This window comes from Salinicola sp. 4072 (assembly GCF_036663415.1).
Lineage (GTDB): Bacteria > Pseudomonadota > Gammaproteobacteria > Pseudomonadales > Halomonadaceae > Salinicola > Salinicola salarius_A.
This window is the reverse complement of record NZ_JAXOVV010000003.1, coordinates 27176-45147: the sequence shown is the minus strand read 5'-3', so window position 1 is coordinate 45147 and position 17972 is coordinate 27176. Positions and strand designations below refer to the sequence as shown.

The 17972-nt window shown below is 66.0% G+C and carries 14 protein-coding genes; 7 read left to right on the top strand and 7 right to left on the bottom strand.

All coding sequences use genetic code 11. From position 1 onward, the window contains the following. Positions 1 to 34 precede the first annotated feature (34 nt). Together R3F72_RS03715 and R3F72_RS03710 are read right to left on the bottom strand one after the other, a co-directional pair. Positions 35 to 634 (bottom strand): recombinase family protein, encoded by a 600-nt coding sequence (locus tag R3F72_RS03715; protein WP_087718284.1) that lies wholly within the window; start codon positions 632 to 634, stop codon positions 35 to 37. Positions 635 to 1001: 367 nt separating this feature from the next. After that, positions 1002 to 1970, bottom strand: coding sequence for a LysR family transcriptional regulator (locus R3F72_RS03710; RefSeq protein ID WP_087718285.1), 969 nt, complete (start codon positions 1968 to 1970; stop codon positions 1002 to 1004). A 122-nt stretch (positions 1971 to 2092) separates the two neighbouring features. Here R3F72_RS03710 and R3F72_RS03705 point away from each other — a divergent pair, with 122 nt between their 5' ends. From R3F72_RS03705 to wrbA, 5 genes are all read left to right on the top strand, one after another. After that, a complete protein-coding gene (locus R3F72_RS03705) occupies positions 2093 to 2923 on the top strand; it encodes a DODA-type extradiol aromatic ring-opening family dioxygenase (protein ID WP_087718286.1) in 831 nt (276 codons plus the stop codon). Positions 2924 to 2988: 65 nt separating this feature from the next. Then, positions 2989 to 3783 (top strand): SDR family NAD(P)-dependent oxidoreductase, encoded by a 795-nt coding sequence (locus R3F72_RS03700; RefSeq protein WP_087718287.1) that lies wholly within the window; start codon positions 2989 to 2991, stop codon positions 3781 to 3783. Between the two features lie 93 nt (positions 3784 to 3876). Beyond that, complete coding sequence (locus tag R3F72_RS03695) at positions 3877 to 4398, top strand: cytochrome b (protein WP_179208840.1); 522 nt, start codon at positions 3877 to 3879, stop codon at positions 4396 to 4398. 64 nt (positions 4399 to 4462) lie between these two features. Next, entirely contained in the window at positions 4463 to 5404 is a 942-nt protein-coding gene (locus R3F72_RS03690; RefSeq protein ID WP_087718288.1) for an aldo/keto reductase, read from the top strand. Positions 5405 to 5550: 146 nt separating this feature from the next. Further along, positions 5551 to 6147, top strand: coding sequence for an NAD(P)H:quinone oxidoreductase (gene wrbA / locus R3F72_RS03685; RefSeq protein WP_087718289.1), 597 nt, complete (start codon positions 5551 to 5553; stop codon positions 6145 to 6147). A 64-nt stretch (positions 6148 to 6211) separates the two neighbouring features. Here the strand turns inward: wrbA and R3F72_RS03680 are convergent, their stop codons facing one another. The 4 genes from R3F72_RS03680 to ptsP are packed head-to-tail and all read right to left on the bottom strand — an operon-like array spanning position 6212 to position 12621. Beyond that, positions 6212 to 6733, bottom strand: a complete 522-nt coding sequence (locus R3F72_RS03680) for a hypothetical protein (protein WP_442978326.1) — start codon at positions 6731 to 6733, stop codon at positions 6212 to 6214. After that, a complete protein-coding gene (locus R3F72_RS03675) occupies positions 6714 to 8720 on the bottom strand; it encodes a PTS fructose-like transporter subunit IIB (protein ID WP_332779009.1) in 2007 nt (668 codons plus the stop codon). Before R3F72_RS03675 ends, R3F72_RS03680 begins: the two co-directional genes overlap by 20 nt. Before the next feature lie 11 nt (positions 8721 to 8731). Beyond that, complete coding sequence (gene pfkB / locus R3F72_RS03670) at positions 8732 to 9697, bottom strand: 1-phosphofructokinase (RefSeq protein ID WP_087718290.1); 966 nt, start codon at positions 9695 to 9697, stop codon at positions 8732 to 8734. Further along, entirely contained in the window at positions 9697 to 12621 is a 2925-nt protein-coding gene (gene ptsP / locus R3F72_RS03665) for a phosphoenolpyruvate--protein phosphotransferase (RefSeq protein WP_087718338.1), read from the bottom strand. Before ptsP ends, pfkB begins: the two co-directional genes overlap by 1 nt. Positions 12622 to 12927: 306 nt before the next feature. On the opposite strand from ptsP, the gene cra reads away from it, so the two are divergent. Beyond that, entirely contained in the window at positions 12928 to 13911 is a 984-nt protein-coding gene (cra, locus tag R3F72_RS03660) for a catabolite repressor/activator (protein WP_087718291.1), read from the top strand. Between the two features lie 196 nt (positions 13912 to 14107). Further along, the gene (locus R3F72_RS03655) at positions 14108 to 16153 is read left to right on the top strand and encodes an alkaline phosphatase family protein (protein WP_332779008.1); all 2046 of its coding nucleotides are present in this window, start codon (positions 14108 to 14110) and stop codon (positions 16151 to 16153) included. Between the two features lie 82 nt (positions 16154 to 16235). On the opposite strand, the gene R3F72_RS03650 is transcribed toward R3F72_RS03655, so the two are convergent. Continuing rightward, positions 16236 to 17894, bottom strand: a complete 1659-nt coding sequence (locus tag R3F72_RS03650) for a SulP family inorganic anion transporter (protein WP_332778946.1) — start codon at positions 17892 to 17894, stop codon at positions 16236 to 16238. Positions 17895 to 17972 lie beyond the last annotated feature (78 nt).

Here is a 17972-nt window from a genome sequence, read left to right as displayed (position 1 = left end):
GACCGACATGGCGCAATCCGCTGCTTGGCGGCCGTCATCTTGTAAGGTCGTCCGCCTTTTCGGCCTTATCGTGGATATCGGGCTGGCTGGCCTTCAAGGCGGCGTAGAGGGCCGTCTTGCTGACCTTGATCCGTGCGGCGGCCTCGCGGACGTTCAGCCCGTTGGCCAGGTACTCCCTTGCCCGCTTCAATTTGTCCTCGGTGACGACAGGCTTGCGTCCCCCTTTGCGCCCGCGAGCGGCGGCAGCGGCCAGTCCCGCCCTGGTACGATCCCGGATCAGGTCACGCTCAAACTGCCCCAGGGCACCGAACACATGGAAGATCAGCCGCCCACCGGGCGTGGTGGTGTCGATGGCTTCGGTCAGCGACCGGAACCCGATACCCCGCGCCTCCAGGGCACTGACGACCTCGATCAGATGCGGCAGCGAGCGTCCCAGTCGATCCAGTCGCCACACGACCAGCACATCCCCGTCGCGTAGAAACTCCAACGCGGCCGTCAGGCCCGGTCGATCCGCCTTGGCCCCGGAGACAGTGTCATCGAAGATCCGCTCGCACCCCGCCTTGCGAAGCGCATCCGTCTGCAAGGCGGTATCCTGCTCCGCCGTCGAGACCCGCGCATAGCCGATCAGCGCCATTGACCGCCCCTTTTGTCCGTTAATCCGTCCGCCTATCTTATTGTCCGAAAACCCATCAAACAAGTCTATTCTCGGACATTGTCCGGGTTGGCCGCCTAATGATCGTTTTCCGGACAAAGCATGCATTATGCACGGGAGTTCTGAGCAAGCGGGCAATCGCTTTGAACAAGTGCGCTTTCCTGTTGACCAGCTGGTCGCTGATCGAGGACATCGTCTCGCCGCTCCAGACGATGAGCTTGCCAGGGCGGGATCACCGCCAGGTATTGAACGGCCTCCTCTGGGCCCTGTGGCCCTGTGTTCAAGAACCAAATGGCGCGATTCTCCAGAATGCTATCGTCCTTGGAAGTCCGGCAGATGGAGAATGTTATCAGTCGGGCTGGTCACGGAGTCTCCTTACACTGGCCGAGCTTTCCCTAGTTGTCAGAGACGGGGTCTGGCAGGAGGACTGCGCAAATGCCTCAACCAAGTAATCGATCATCGCCCTGACCTTGGCTGGTGGGCGCCGGTCGGGGGGAAACAGCACATGCAAGCCGCCCAGGTCGAGCGTGGGCTGGTCGAGTTCCAGGGCCACCAGGGTACCGCGCGCCAGGGCCTCCCCCACGATGAAGTTCGGCTGATAGATCACGCCCTGCCCGCCAAGCGCCGCCGCCAATAATGCATCACCATTGTTGGCTTTGAGATCGCCTTGCACAGGCACCTGAATGTCGCCCTCGCGACCGAAGCTCCAGGTCCCCTCTCTCTGAGAGGGCGACAGGGTATAGCTCAGACAGTTATGGCCGGATAGTTCGGCGACGCCCCCCGGCGTGCCGTATCGTTCCAGATAGTCCGGCGCGGCACATACCCGCATCGGGCAGTCGCCCAGCCGTCGCGCCTTGAGCGAGCTGTCGGCAAGATGACCGATGCGGATCGCCAGGTCCCAGCCTTCCTGGATCAGGCCGTGCTGGGCATCGCTCAGGCCCAGTTCGACCTCCACCTTTGGATAGCGACGGTGGAACGCGGGTAGCAGTGGCGCGATGAAGCGCACGCCGAAGGAGAGCGGTACATTCATGCGCAGCCGCCCGACCGCTTCGACTCTCTGGGCGGCCACTTCCGACTCCGCCTCGTCGAGTTCCTGCAGGATGCGCCGGCAGGCCTCGAGATAGTCGGTGCCGGCGTCCGTCAACGTCAGCCGTCGGGTGGTGCGATGCAGTAGCTTGACGCCCAGCCGGGCCTCCAGGGCATCCATGTGCTTGGTGGCCATAGCCGGCGACATGCCCAGCGCGCGTCCCGCCGCCGATAGGCTGCCGTGGGTTGCCGCTTGGGTAAAGACCCGCATCCCCGTAAAACGGTCCAGCATCTATTTCGCACTCATAGTTAAAGGTGTTTGCATAAAATACCATATTCTCTTACTAAGGGAGTGAGGATACAGTATTACCTACCTAAGTATTCACCGGGCCGCATGGCCCAAGGAATTACACGATGACCAACGCGAGCGTATCGCCCCCTGATTCAACCACCCAGCCGGTGCTGTTCATTCCCCACGGCGCCGGCCCGTGCTTCTTCATGGACTGGAACCCGCCCGGCACCTGGGAAGGCATGGCAGGCTTCCTCAAGGGCGTGGCCGCCTCGCTGCCGGCCCGCCCCCGCGCGATCCTGATGGTCTCCGCCCACTGGCGAACCCCCGGCTTTCGCGTGAGCGCGGGTGAATACCCCGAGCTGATCTACGATTACCACGGGTTTCCTGACCACACCTATGAGCTCACCTACCCGGCCCCCGGCGCGCCGGCCCTGGCAGAGCAGGTCGACAGGCTGCTCTCTCAAGCCGGTCTGGCCAGCCAACGGGACACCGAGCGGGGGTTCGATCACGGTATGTTCGTGCCGCTGAAGCTGATGTTCCCCGAGGCGGATATCCCCGTAGTGCAGTTGTCGCTGCGCGATGATCTCGATCCCGCGGCCCATCTCGCCGCTGGCGAGGCCTTGGCGTCGCTGCGTGATGAAGGTGTACTGATCGTCGGCAGCGGCATGAGCTTCCACAACATGCGCGGCTACGGGGATGCGCGTTTTACCGCACCCTCCGAGGCCTTTGATGACTGGCTGACTCAGACCGTGGAGGCTGAGCCGGATCGGCGCCACGCCGCGCTTGGCGACTGGGCTCGGGCACCCCATGCGCCTCAGTGCCACCCGCCGGGCGACGAAGAGCACCTGATCCCGCTGATGGTCGCCGCCGGCGCCGCGGGGAAGGACAAGGGCCGCAAGATCTATTCGGAACAAGTGCTCAAGACGCAGCTGTCCGCCTACCGCTTCGGCTGAGGCGGCCACGCCACTTTCACAGCCACCTCACATGGCAACTCACGCAATACAGCAGGAGGTAGATGATGCGAATTGAACTTTCTGGCAAACAGGCCCTAGTCACCGGCTCCACCGCGGGCATTGGGCTGGCGATCGCCACTGGCCTGGCCCAGGCGGGTGCTAGCGTGACCGTGGTCGGTCGCGATCAGGCCAAGGTGGACAAGGCCGTGGCCCATATCCAGCAGGCCAGTGGCCGTGACGATGCCAGCGGCGTGGTGGCCGACCCCGGCACCGCCGAAGGCTGTCAGGCGCTGATCGCGGCCCGCCCCGAGGTCGATATCCTGGTCAACAACCTGGGTATCTACGGCGGCCGCCCCTTCTTCGAGATTGACGACGCCGCCTGGGAAGAGATCTTCCAGATCAATGTCATGAGCGGGGTGCGCCTGGCGCGGCACTATGCCCAGGGCATGCAGGCCCGTGGCTGGGGGCGCATCCAGTTCATCTCCAGCGAGTCGGCACTCAACATACCCGCCGAGATGGTGCACTACGGCGTCAGCAAGGCGGCCCTGCAGGGTGTCTCCCGCGGTCTGGCCAAGGTGCTGGCCGGCGGTGGCGTCACGGTCAACACCATCCTGCCCGGCCCGACCCGTACCGAAGGCGCCCAGGCGATGATGGCCAAGCTGGCCGCCGAGCGCGGCGTCTCGGCCGAAGAGATGGAGACCCTGTTCCTGGAGGAGAACCGCCCCTCGACGCTGCTCAAGCGCTTCGCCACCCCCGAGGAGGTCGCCAGCCTGTGCGTCTATGCGGCCTCGCCCCAGGCCAGTGCCACCACCGGCTCCGCCCTGCGAGTGGAAGGCGGCATCGTCGAGAGCATTGCCTGATCGAGACGTCGGGACCGCGGCGATAGCAGGCGGTTTGCTAGCCTGCTAGCTTGGAGCTGCTTGAATTTTTGAAACTACCTGGCGGAGATGTCGATGATCAACGATTCCAAAGAACGCTATGGCAGCGTCAGCAAGGCCTTCCATTGGCTGATGGCGGTATTGATCATCTGGCAGCTGCTCAAGTTTGGTGACCGGATCGCCGAGGGGGAGCACTGGGTAGGCCAGACCCTGGTTCCCTGGCACGTCTCCATCGGCACCCTGCTACTGGTGTTGATCGTGCTGCGCCTGGCGTGGGTGGCGCGTCAGCGTCATCAGCGTCCGGCCCAGGACCCGGCCACTGCCAAGCTGGTCAAGGCCGGGCATGGCCTGCTCTTCGCCGGCATGCTGCTGATGCCGATCACCGGGGTGATGGTGATGCTGGGAGGCGGCTATGGACTGACCGCCTTCGGGTTGGAGATCTTTGCGGAGAGTGAAGAGATCGCTTGGGCCGCAAGTCTCGGCAGCCTGCACTCACCGCTGGCTTGGGCGTTGACCGCGCTGGTCCTCGGGCATATCGGCATCGCCCTGTTTCACCACTTTGTCCAGCGTGACGATACGCTCAAGCGGATGCTGTAGCGCGACCGTGACAGGTACCAGGCATTGCCTTCAACAGGTTTTCGACATGGGAGAGAAAAGGATCATGAAAAAACGCAACTTGGGCCGCTCCGGGGTCGAGATCGCACCGCTCGTCTTCGGTGGCAACGTTTTCGGCTGGACCGCCGATGAAGACCGCTCCTTCACCCTGCTCGATCGCTTCGTCGAGCGTGGCTTCAACGCCATCGACACCGCCGATGTCTATTCGGCCTGGGCGCCGGGGCTCGAGGGCGGTGAGTCGGAAACGGTTCTGGGTCAGTGGCTGGCCCGGCGCGGGCGGCGCGACGATCTCGTACTGATGAGCAAGGTGGGCATGTGGGAGCCGCGCAAGGGCCTCTCGGCGGCCAACATCGAGGCCGCCGTCGAGGACTCCCTGAAGCGCCTGCGTACCGATTACCTGGACGTCTACTTCGCACATATCGATGACCAGGATGTGCCACTGGAGGAAACCCTTGGGGCCTTCGCCCGGCTGATCGAGGCCGGCAAAGTGCGAACCATCGGCGCTTCCAACTATTCCGCCGAGCGACTGGGCGAGGCCCTGGCGGTCTCCCGGAATCAGGGGCTGCCCCGCTACGAAGTGACGCAGCCGCTCTATAACCTCTATGACCGTGACGACTTTGAGGCCGGGCTTGCGAATGTGGCCGAGGAGCATGCGCTCGGGGTGGTGAGCTACTTCTCCCTGGCCAGCGGCTTTCTGACCGGTAAGTATTCGAAGCTCGAAGATCTGGAAGGTAACGCCCGGGCCGATTTCCTGAAGGGCTACTTCGATGAGCGCGGTCAGCGACTTCTGCAGGAGCTGTTGAACGTATCCGATGAGCTTGGCGCCAAGCCCGCCCAAGTAGCTCTGGCCTGGCTGCTGAGCCGCCCCGCGGTCACCGCGCCCATTGCCAGCGCCACTAGCCTAGGTCAGCTGGATGAAGTACTGGATTCCGTGAGCTTGTCGCTGCCTGAACAGGCGCTGGCCAGGCTAGATGTTGCTAGGCGATAACTGACCACCCTCCATCAACCAGGTAATCCGGTGAGCAAGCGACTAGGCTCATTCCTGTGATGGACAGGTATCAACCACTTACTTCCGGATACTCCCGTTTGTTCGAAAGATCGACAACTCGCAACACTCCCAAGGAGGTACACCCCATGACCCAGGTACTGGTGCTCTACTACTCCATGTATGGCCATATCGAGACCATGGCGAACAGCATCGCGGACGGCGCACGCCAGGTGAACGGTGTCGAAGTGACGATCAAGCGGGTCCCCGAGACGATGGACCCGGAGGCCTTCGCCAAGGCCGGCGGCAAGGCACTCGACACCCCCGAGGCGCGTCCCGAGGAACTGGCCGACTATGACGCCGTTATCTTTGGCACGCCGACCCGTTTCGGCAACATGGCCGGCCAGATGCGCACCTTCCTCGACCAGACCGGCAGTCTGTGGGCGAGCGGCAGCCTGCGCGGCAAGGTGGCCAGTGTCTTCACCTCCACCGGCACCGGCGGCGGCAACGAGACCACGATTCTCACCGCTTGGACGACCCTGGCCCATCACGGCATGGTGATCGTGCCCATCGGCTATGGTCTCGAGGCCCAGTTCGATATCTCCGAGGTCAAGGGCGGCTCGCCGTATGGCGCCGCGACCATCGCCGGTGGTGACGGCTCACGTCAACCCAGCGAGACCGAGCTGAACCTCGCCCGTTTTCAGGGCGAGCACGTCGCCGGCATCGCTGCACGGCTGGCCGGATGATAGCGCTCCTCTCGCCCTTGCCGATTAGGCCCCGCCCGGTCACCCGTGCGGGGCCTTTCGTGTGTCAGGGCCAGAGGTTCAGCCCCGGGCAAGATGCTCGGCGATGGTCCGGTCGAAGGTCTCGTGGGTAGCCGGTCGCGCTCGTCCATGACGACCAGGACGATGACCGTGTGGTCGATCTGCACTTGTTCCAGCGGCGTAATAGCAGCGGGAGGTACGCCGCCAGCACCCGCAACGGGCGCGCTTTGCACGCCTGAGCGACCTCGCGGTGAAACGCCGCCAGACTGCGCTTCTGCTTGGTCAGAAAGCGCTTTTGCAGCAGCTCACGGATGATGCGTTCGACCGACTCCGGCAGACGCCCCTTGCCTTTCCCGCCGCCGGATTGGCCGGGAGCCAGGTCCGTCACAAGGCCAGTGCCTTGCCGGGCACGGTGGATCAGGACATATACCTGTCGCCGGGACAGGCCCAGCGCTTGAGCGGCGGCGTCGACGGCCTCATGCCCCACCACCTCAAGCGCTGCCAGTGGTCCGATGATGTCCGTTCGCTGCCGGGCCTGGGCCCAGGCTTTATCGGGCAGGGTGGCCACGCCTTGCTCGGCAATCGGTGTTGAGTCTGACGCCATGCCCCCGACTCGCCTGTGGTGCATAGGAGTACTGAGCATAGTCGAGGTTGGTGAAGGTGACTGCTGATACCGGGCTGTCAGGAGCCGCCTTCACACCTGGCGTTACGCCCCGCCACCTGGTGCAGTCGTCTTCTGAAAATGACACCTGGCGGCTCGCCTCGGCCGACGCGGACTCGGGCAGGGTTGCGGCGGCCGGTGCCATGCCAGCCTCGCCACGCTTGAGCAGGGCGTAGCCGACACCGGTGATCACCGAGCCGGCAGCGATGGCCAGCAGATAGAGCAGCGCCAGGTTGACGGCGTTCGGGATCAGCAGCACGAACAGGCCGCCGTGCGGTGCCATCAGCTTGACGCCGAACCACATCGAGAGCGCCCCGGTCACCGCGCCGCCGACCATCGATACCGGAATCACGCGCAGCGGATCCTTGGCGGCAAAGGGTATCGCCCCCTCGCTGATGAAACAGAGCCCCAGCACGAACGACGCCTTGCCCGCCTCGCGCTCGGCCTGGGCGAACCGGCTGCGCCTCAGGAACGTCGCCAGGCCCATCCCGATGGCCGGCACCATGCCCGCGGCCATGATCGCAGCCATCGGCATGTAGGTCTCGGTCGACAGCAGCCCGACGCCGAAGGTATAAGCTGCCTTGTTGACCGGCCCGCCCAGGTCGAAGCACATCATCGCGCCGAGCAGCACGCCCAGCAGAACCGCGTTGGTCGAGCCCATGTCGTTGAGGAAGGCGGTCAATGCCGACAGAACCGCCGCCACCGGCGTGCCGACCACGTAGATCATGATCAGGCCGGTGACCAGGCTCGCCAGCAGCGGAATGATCAGGATCGGCTTCAGCGACTCCACGCTGGCCGGCAGCTTGACGTAGCGCGTCACCGCCTTGGCCGAGTAGCCGGCCAGGAAGCCGGCCAGAATCCCGCCGATGAAGCCGGCGCCCAGCGTCGAAGCCAGCATCCCGCCGATCATGCCGGGCGCAATGCCCGGACGGTCGGCAATCGAATAGGCGATGTAACCGGCCAGCACCGGCACCATCAGCGCAAAGGCGGTGCCGCCGCCGATCTGCATCAGCGCCGCCGCCAGCGTCCCTTCCTGCTCGTAGGCCTTGATTCCGAACACGAACGAGAGCGCGATGCACAAACCGCCCGCCACTACCATCGGCAGCATGAACGAAACGCCGGTCAGCAGGTGCTTGTAAAATCCGCGCTCCTTGGCGCTCTTCGGGGATCCGCCGCTCTTGCGCTCGCCGCTGGCGCCCTTCCCGCTGCCGGCCGATTCCACCTGCGCCTCGTCGAGCGCCTTCTGGATCGTCTGCTGCGGCTGCTTGAGCGCACTACCGGTGGACGTGCGATAGACCCGCTTGCCGGCGAAGCGGGCGTTGTCGATCTCGATATCGCAGGCCAGCAGCACGACGTCCGCGGCTTCGACGTCTTCGTCGGTGATCCGGTTCTGCGCTCCCACCGACCCTTGTGTCTCGACGTGAATTCGATGACCCAGCGCCCGCCCGGCCTGCTCCAGCGCTTCGGCCGCCATGAAGGTGTGAGCCACGCCGGTCGGGCAGGCCGTGACCGCGACGATGCGCTTGATTCCGGAAGACTCGGGCGACACTGTCTTCGCTGGTTCCGCGGGCTCACTGGCAGCATCGAACACCGTCGCCTCGCGGGCGGCGCGTTCGAGAAACGCCTCGGGGTCGGGCAGCGCCTGCTGGATCGGCGCGCGATAGAGCCGCTTGCCAGCGAAGCGAGCGGCTTCGGGCACCCGCTCCGCTGCGACGACGATCAGATCCGCCGCGGCGATCGCCGCTTCCGACACCGGCGTGACAGCTTCGAGCTCGCCATGCATTTCCGTCCGGGCCTCCCAGCCGCGACGCTTGGCGGCCTGCTCCAGGCGTCTTGCAGCCAGAAAGGTCGTCGCCATGCCGCTGGGGCAGGCGGTAATCAGAATGACATTCATGCGTTCCCCGTTCATGCATTCCCTCCGACGCGCGCTTCGCCGCAGCGGCTGACGCTCGTCTGTTGCAGTAATTCCTGGAAGTCTTCGGCGTGCGGATTGCCGACACCGATATGGCGCACCGCCTCGGCGGCCAGTGCCGTCGCCTGGCGCAGCGCCTCCTGCGGTGATTGATCCGCGATCACGCCATGCAGCAAAGCGGCCAGCAACGTATCGCCCGCGCCCACCGTATTGCGGACCTCGACCCGGGGCGGCGTGGCGCGCCACTCTCCGCGCCGGCCGATCCACAGCACGCCCTCACCACCCAGCGACAGGATCGCCTCCTCGACACCGGAAGCGTGCAGACGCCGGACCGCATCGAGCTGGGCCGCCGGATCGGCCAGCGGGCCGCCGGCCCAGTCGGCCAGCTCCTGTTCGTTGGGCTTGGCCGCGTCGGGCAGTACCGCCAGCGCCGCGGTCAGGGCCGGGCCGCTGGTGTCGATCCAGACCGGCACGCCGCTGGCCTTGAGCGCCCGGATCAGCGTCGCCAGCGCCTCAGGCGACACGCCCGGCGGCAGGCTGCCGGTCACCACGACCGCAGCCGGCGACGTCGCCTTGCAGCGCGTGACCAGATCGGCCGTCAGTTCGGCCAGTGCCGCCTCGGAGACCTCGATGCCCGGGCCGTTGATGTCGGTCACGCGACCGTCGTCCTCGGCCAGCTTGGCGTTGATCCGGGTCTCGCCGGGCAGGCGCAGACTGGCGTCCTCGATCCCGTCGCGCCGGCAGGCCTGGACGAACGCGGTGTCGTTGTCCGCGCCCAGAAAGCCGGACAGGGTGACCCGGTGACCCAGCGACGCCAGCACCTGGGCCACGTTGAGCCCCTTGCCGGCCGCCGCCAGATGCGACGAACGCGTGCGATTGACCGCCCCCGGCTCGAGCCGCGGCAGCTGGATCGACAGATCCAGCGCCGGATTGAGCGTCACCACCAGCACGTGCGCCATTAGAGCGCCTCCAGCGCATCGCGCACGGCCTGGCTGGTAGCCTGGGCCAGCGCCGTCTCGGCGTGCAGGCGAGCGCTCTCCTCGGTGATCCCGCGCAGGCGTGCCTTGACCATCGGCACCTGGCGCACGGAGACCGAGAGCTCGTCGACGCCCAGCCCGACCAGCACCGGCACGGCGGCAGCGTCCGAGCCCAGCTCGCCGCAGACGCCGACCCACTTGCCCTCGGCGTGAGCCGCCTCCACGGTCATCCGGATCAGCCGCAGCACTGCCGGATGCAAGCCATCCGCCTGGGACGACAGCTCAGGGTGGCCGCGGTCGATCGCCAGGGTGTACTGGGTCAGGTCGTTGGTGCCGATGGAGAAGAAGTCGACCTCCGCCGCCAGGCTCGGTGCCAGCAGCGCCGCTGAGGGAATCTCGATCATCACGCCAACCTGGACGTCGGACGCGCCGATCTCCTGTTGCAGCCGGTCGACGATCGCCCTGGCCTGACGGTACTCGTCGACGTCCTTGACCATCGGAAACATGATCCGCAGCGGCCGATCGCCGGCGGCGGTCAGAAGCGCCCGCAGCTGAGTTTCCAGCACGTCCGGGCGGGTCAGCGCCAGCCGGATGCCGCGCAGGCCGAGGAACGGGTTGTCCTCCGCCGCTACCGGCCAGTAAGGCAGCGGCTTGTCGCCGCCAACGTCCAGCGTACGCGCCACCAGCGGGCGGCCGTCGAGAGCGTCGAAGGCACGCCGGTACTCGCCGATCTGGGTCTCCAGATCCGGCGCCTCCGGGTGCGCCATGAACAGGAATTCGGTGCGCAGCAATCCGACGCCTTCGGCACCGTGTTCGACGGCATCCTCGGCATGGGCGGTGTTACCCAAGTTGGCAGCGACTTCGATACGCCGGCCATCCGCCGTGCGGCCCTCTTCGAAGCGCAGGCCGTGCGCTTCGCGACGCAGCCGCTCCAGCTCCTTGAGGCGTAGTTCGGCACGGTCGCGGCGCTCCGCGCTGGGCCGCACGATCACCCGGCCGAGGTCACCGTCGAGGATCAGCTCGTCGTCGTTGGCGAGTGTCAGCGCTCGCTCACCGGCACCGACCACGGCAGGAATGCCCAGCGCCCGCGCCAGAATCGCGCTGTGCGAGGTCGCGCCGCCGCGGGCAGTCAGCAATCCGCGCACCTGGGCGGTATCGAGGCGCGCCACGTCGGAAGGGCCGATATCGTCGGTGACCAGAATGTACGGGCGCTGCGGCGGTGTCGGCATCTTGACCCCGCACAGCACGCCCAGCACCCGGCGACCCACGTCGCGCAGATCGGCGGCGCGCTCGGCCAGCAGCCGATCCGCCAGCACCTCCTGGGCGCGGGCGGCGGTATCGATCGCCTGCCACCACGCCGCTTCGGCACTCATACCGTCGCGCATGCCCTCGAAGGCGGCCTCGTGCAATTCCGGGTCGTCGAGCATCTCGGCATGCATGGAGAGAATCTCGGCCACGTCGCCGCCCTTGGCGGTGCCGATCAGCGCGTGCAGCTGCTCGCGCGCTTCGACCAGGCTGGCGCGCAGTCGCTCGCGCTGCCGTTCGGCGTCGCCTTGTTTTTCCGGCGTCAGATCGCGGGCCCGTTCGGGATAATCGAAGCTGGGTGCGCGCATCACGAAGACCGGCGCGATCGCCAGTCCCGGCGAGGCGGCGGTAGCCGGCAACGCGGTATCGTCGGTGATGGGCTCCGGTACCGCCGTGCCGGGAATTTCTCCCGTTGCCTCGGCCACCGCATCGCGCCGCGAGACGTGGCTGGTGCTGGCGGCATCCGCCAGCGGCCTCACGGACTCGCCGAGCCCGCCCTGGACGGCGGCGACCATCGCCGCCAACGCCGCCTCGGCGCTCCCACCCTCGCCCCCGCCTTCGGCAGAGAAGATCAGCGTCTGGCCGCGCCGGGCACCGAGCCCGATCACCTTGGTCAGGCTGGCGGCGGAAACCGTCTCCGCCGCGCCTTCCAACAGCCGCACGCGAACCGGCACGGACTGCTCGCGGGCTGCCTGGACCAGCAGCTTGGCCGGGCGGGCGTGCAGTCCGTGGGCGTTGAGCAGCGTCACGCGAGCGGTCTCGGCGTGGCTAGACTCGCCGGACAGACGCGCCAGAACGTGGTCGGCATCGGCGTCGACCAGCGCTTCGCCTTCGCCGCTATCCAGCAGATCCGCCAGCCGTTCCAGCAGCTCCCGATGAACGTCGTCTTGCGCCGCCACGCAGAACACGCCATTGACCACGCCTTTCGGGCCAGTGAACGAGCGTTCCGGCGTCGCCAGCGCCAGCGCCGGCTGACTGACGCCGGCGGCAGCACTCACCAGCCACAGCCCCTGGCCCAGCGAGATCGGTTCCTGCTCGGTGATCGCGGCGACGAAGCGCGCATCGACGCACTCGGCCTGGCGCAGCCGCGCGGCCGCCGCCAGCGCCAGCTCGAAACGGTCACGCGCCGGAAAACCCAGGCAGAGCGTACCGGCATCCAGGCGTGCCTTGCGTTGAGGCTTGGCCAGCAGCGCCACCATCGCCTCGGCCGTGTCGGCGTTGGCCAGGCGTTCGGCCACGCTCTCGTCGTCGAGCACGTGCGTCAATCGCCGCAAAACGTCGAGATGTTCGTCGCTGGCGGCGGCGATCGTCACCAGCAGGAATACTTGATTCCCGTCGTGCCACGTCACGCCTTGGGGAAACTGCAGCAGCCGCACACCGGTTCGGTGAATCTGTTCGCGGCTCTCCGGGGTGCCGTGGGGAATGGCGATACCGCTGCCGAGAAAGGTCGAACCCTGCGCCTCGCGGGCGTGCAGCGCGTCGCGATAGCTCGCCTCGACCAGGCCGGCCCGGTGCAGCGACGCGGCGGCCTGATCCAGTGCATCCTGCCAGCTGTCGGCCTGGCAATTGAGCGCCGCGTCCTGCGGCTGGAGGGTCAGCATAACGATCTCTCCGAATGGTCGTTCGATGTCCGTAGCATGGGGCAGCGGCGCTTCCGATACCACCAGGACATCGGATGTTCCAACTTTTTGCTGAATCGTGTCACCTGTCGTGTCGACATGCTCTCCGTTCGTCGGCCGTTTGACAAGCTAGACCTTCGCCTCAGATCTTCGCCACAGTTCTCTGCGACGGAGCGGGCCGGATAGCGGCGAGCGTAAAATCAGGCTGGGCCGGGGCGGCCCGACGCGGTATCGTTCCCAACCGTGCGGACGCGTCATCGTCGATCATGAACGTTGCAGGAGCCTTGCATGAAGCTTGCCGATATCGCCCGACTGGCCGGCGTTTCTCGCACCACCGCCAGCTATGTGCTCAATGGCCAGGCCAGGACGCGTCGCATCAGCGAGGCCACGGTAGCCCGCGTGCTGGCCATCGCCAATGCCCACGATTACCGGATCGATGCCCAGGCGGCGGCCCTGCGCGGCGGCGACAGCCGGACGCTGGGCCTGATCGTGCCGGACCTGGAAAACGGCAGCTACGCACGCCTGGCCAAGCGGCTCGAACACGGCGCGCGCCAGCAGGGCTATCAACTGCTGATCGCCGGTTCCGACGACGATCCGCAAAGCGAGCGTGAAGTCGCGAAGTCGCTGCGCGCCCAGCGTTGCGACGTGCTGCTGGTCGCCAGCAGCCTGAGCCCCGAGGACGCTTTCTATATCGAACTGTCGGCCCAGGGATTGCCGGTGATCGCCATCGACCGCCCGCTGGACCCCGAGCGATTCGTCAACATCGTCACCAACGGTCGCGCTGCCGGGGAAATGCTGACCCGTTCGGTGCTGGCCGACGACGTGTCGGACGTGGTGTGGCTGGACGCGGTGCCGAATCTGTCGATCAGCACCGAACGACGGCGCGGCTTTCTGGACGCCCTGGTCGACAGGCCCCGGTGTCGCCCGCGCTGCTTCAGCGGTGAACGCTACGATCGTGACAGCGGCGCAGCGCTGATGCGCCGCCTGCTGGACGAGGGCGGTTTGCCGGATGCCATCGTCACCGCCTCCTACACGCTAATGGACGGGCTGCTCGACGTCCTGCTCGAACACGGTGCGCCGCCCGCCGAGTTGCATCTGGCGACATTCGGTGACGATCGGCTGCTCGATTTCCTGCCGTGCAAGGTCAACTCGCTCCCCCAGGATCACGACCGGGTTGCCGAACAGGCCCTGGCGCGCGCCATGCAGGCAGCTCGCGGCCAGTACGTGCCCGGGCTGGACGTGATCGACAGGACGCTCAAGCGCCGACGTTGAATGCCGGTGGATGCCGGCGAGACGGATTGTCCACGGCAGAGCGTGGGCTGAACGTCGCGACTGAAGTATGCTTGAGCTCTGCCTGAAATCTGGCTGAAAGCCGCCAAGCGCAGCCATTTTTCCGACAGAGCGTAGTTCACCGACGTATCAGGAACGACATTTGTCAGACGATCTTCCCGACATCCTGGCCGGGCCAATGCTCCGTCGCGCCATGCCGCAGCGACTGGTGATGTGGCTGATCGCTTCGCGCCCGATCGAACTCCAGTTGACGCTATCTGCCGATGACCTCTCGCAGCACCACGATCTCGAGTCGGCGACGACTCGCCTGGCGGTCGGTCATCACGCTCACCTTCACCTGATCGACCTGCCGCTCGGCGATGCCCTGCCCCGGGATGTCCGCATCGCCTACGACCTCGCCTATCGTGTGAATGCCGCAGGGGGAGTGAATGAGGAAGGGAAAGGCACCGGCTGGTGCTCGATGCGGGATTGGGGCGAGGCCCTTTGCTACGACGGTGAGCCACTGCCTACGCTGGTGCTGCGTTCGCGCTACGACAATCTGCTCCACGGCTCCTGCCGCAAGCCGCATCACGCCAGCCCCGATGGCCTGGTGCGCGCCGATCGCTGGCTGAGCGAGCGCCACGCCGACAGCGCCGCGCGGCCGGCAGCGCTACTGATGACCGGCGATCAAATCTATGCCGACGACGTGGCCGGCCCGATGCTCGCCGCCATTCATGCGCTGATTGCCCGACTCGGACTCTATGACGAGTGCCTGGAGGGGACGGAGATCGCCAGCGGCAGCGAGCTCTACGCTCGCGACGAGACCTACTATCACCGCGACGAGCTGCTGCCGGCGATCCGCTCCACCGAAGCTCTGCGCGAGAAGTTCTTCGGCGGTGTGCGCAAGCCGATCTTCACCACCGCCAGCGCGGAAAACCACCTGATCACCTTCGCCGAGCTGCTGGCGATGTATCTGCTGGTGTGGTCGCCGACACCGTGGCGGCTGATCGAGGTGGAAGTTCCTCGACTCGCCGCCGAGGAGCAGGATCGCTACCGCGTCGAACAGCGCCACATCGATGCTTTCGTCGCCGGGCTGCCAAACGTGGCGCGCCTGTTCGCCCACCTTCCCACGCTGATGATCTTCGATGACCATGACGTCACCGATGACTGGAACCTCTCCGCCGCCTGGGAGGCCGCAGTCTACGAACATCCGTTCTCGCGCCGGATCGTGGGTAATGCGCTGATCGCGTACCTGCTGTGTCAGGGATGGGGCAACGATCCCGACGACCTGGCCGAGCCGCTGACCGCCAGCCGCGAATGGCTCGATTCGGCCGCCCATGACGGCCGGCTCGATTGCGAGACGCACAACCGGCTCGTGACCCACCTGCTGCGCTTCACCGGCTGGGGCTACACCCTCGACTCGACGCCGCGCCTGGTGGTACTGGACACGCGCACCCGACGCTGGCGCAGCGAGCGTCGCCGGCATCACCCCTCGGGCCTGATGGACTGGGAGGCGTTGAGCGAATTCCAGCAGGAGCTGCTCGAGGAACCTTCGGTGATCATCGTCTCTCCGGCGCCGATCTTCGGGGTCAAGCTGATCGAAGGCATCCAGCGCGTCTTCACCTGGTTCGGCAAGCCGTTGCTGGTCGACGCGGAGAACTGGATGGCGCATCCCGGCGCGGCCCACACCATGCTCAACATCCTGCGCCACAGCCGCACGCCCCAGCGCTACGTGATTCTATCCGGCGACGTGCACTACTCCTTCGTCTACGCGATCACCCTTCGTCAGCGATCATTTGAAACCTTGACCGGCCAACCGAGTGAGAGGAAGGGCAAGGCGCGCGGAGCGCAGAATTGGAGACATAACTTGGGGTTAGGCGAAAATCGATCGGACCGGCGCACCGGCACCGCGCAACACAGCGATTCGCTTACGCAGGTGGCTGGTCCCCGCATGTGGCAGATCACCAGCAGCGGCCTCAAAAACAACTTCCCCGACACCCTGCTCGACTGGTTCGATCGTCTCAACCGCTGGCTCTACGCGCCCTGGTCACCACTCAACTGGCTCACCAAGCGGCGTCGCATGGCGGTGGTTCCCTACTATCCCGAACGGGCCTCGAAAGGCGAGCGACTTTGGAACCGGGCCGGTATCGGCCAGGTCCTGCTCGATGATCAGGGCGCACCCCGGGAAGTCACGCAACTGGACGCCGACGGCTGTGACACCCGTTTCTCGGAATCCCGCTCGTGATACGGCGCCATGCCGATCGAATATGCTGGTTGCCACGGTTCGATGGGCATGGCGACCGCCATGGATTGTCATCGGGTCTCCATCAACCGGCGCGAGCGACTCCCGGTAGCGCCTCGATATCGCCGAACGTGCCGGTCGTTCCTTCGACATCGCGCAGTTCGACCACGATTCCCCTGGCCGCGGCGTGCTCGACGAACCGGTCGATGTCTTCGCGAATATCCGGATCGATGTAGTTGGCACCGATGGCATCGATGATCAGCTCGCCGTTGTCCGGCACGGTATCGAGACACTGACGCATCTCTTCGCGGTTGAGAAACGAGACATCCTGCTGGAACTTGAGCAGCACGTGATCGCCGCGCCGGGTGCAGGCAATTGCCGAGCGGTAACCCGACTGCAGCAGGAAGTAGAGACTGCACACCAGCCCCACCAGCACGCCCATCAGCAGATCGGTAGCCAGAATCGTGATCACCGTGACGGTGAACGGGATGAAACGGCGCATGCCTTCGCGATACTGATCGAGGAACAGCGCCGGCCTGGCCAGCTTGTAGCCGGTATGCAGCAGGATCGCCGCCAGCGTCGCCAGCGGAATCAGCTCCAGCCACATGGCGAGGAACGCCACGCTGACCAGCAGCAGGCTACCGTGGATCAGGCTCGACAGCCGGGTGCGGCCACCCGCGTTGGCATTGGCGGAGCTGCGCACGATCACCGCCGTCACCGGCAGCGCCCCCACCAGCCCGCAGACCATATTGCCGATGCCCTGCGCCTTCAGCTCGCGATGCGGCGGCGAATGGCGCTTGAGAGGGTCGAGCTTGTCGATGGCCTCCAGGCTCAGCAGGGTCTCGAGACTGGCAATGATGGCGATGGTAATCGCGACCGTATAGACCGCCGGGTTGGCCAGAGCGCCAAGGTCGGGGTGAGTCATCTGCCCGATCAGTTCCGTCGGCCCGGATAGCCCGCCCAGGTCGATATGGTGCCCGGCACTCAGCGCCCAGCCAGGCATCGCACCGCCGACCAGGCGATCGATCGCGACGCTGCCGAGCACCACCAGCAGTGGCCCCGGGATCAGAGCCAGCACGCGATGGCGTTTGATCATCGGCTGCTCCCAGAGTATCAGCAGGCCCAGACTGAACAGCGCAATCCCGGTCGCCAGCGGCGAGATGCCACTGAACAGCGCAACCGGGTCGGCGAGCGACGGCATCTCGTCCAGCGGATGCCCCAGCGCCATCGGGAACTGCCCCAGCACCAGAATCAGGCCGATCCCCGCCAGCATGCCCTTGATCACCGAAGTCGGCACGAAGGCACCGATCCGCCCCAGCTTGAACACACCCATCAGCAGCTGCAGCACGCCGGCGAGTATCACCGCGATCAGGAACGCAGCGAAGCTGCCCAGTTGCTCGATCGCGTCCAGCACGATCACGGTCAGCCCCGCCGCCGGGCCGCTGACACTGAGCGCCGAGCCGCTGAACATCGTTACCACCAGGCCGCCCACCATGCCGGCGACGAGTCCCGCAATGGGCGGCGCGCCGGAGGCCAGCGCGATCCCCAGACAGAGCGGGATCGCCACCAGGAAGACCACGATGCCCGCCGGGATATCGCGGGAGAGATGTCGAAGCGAGAAGGTATCGGGGCTGTCGGGACTGGTGTCACGGAAGGTATCGGAGCCGTCGTGAGCGGCCGACGCCGCAGGCGTCGTCTGTCTCGATGTCTTCTGGGTCGATGTCGTCTGTCTCGATGCCGTCATTGTCGTGTCCTCGGATCCTTGAGTCACAGCGTGGAAATGGCGTGGCCTATTGCTTTTGGTTGCTCTCGAAGATCAGCT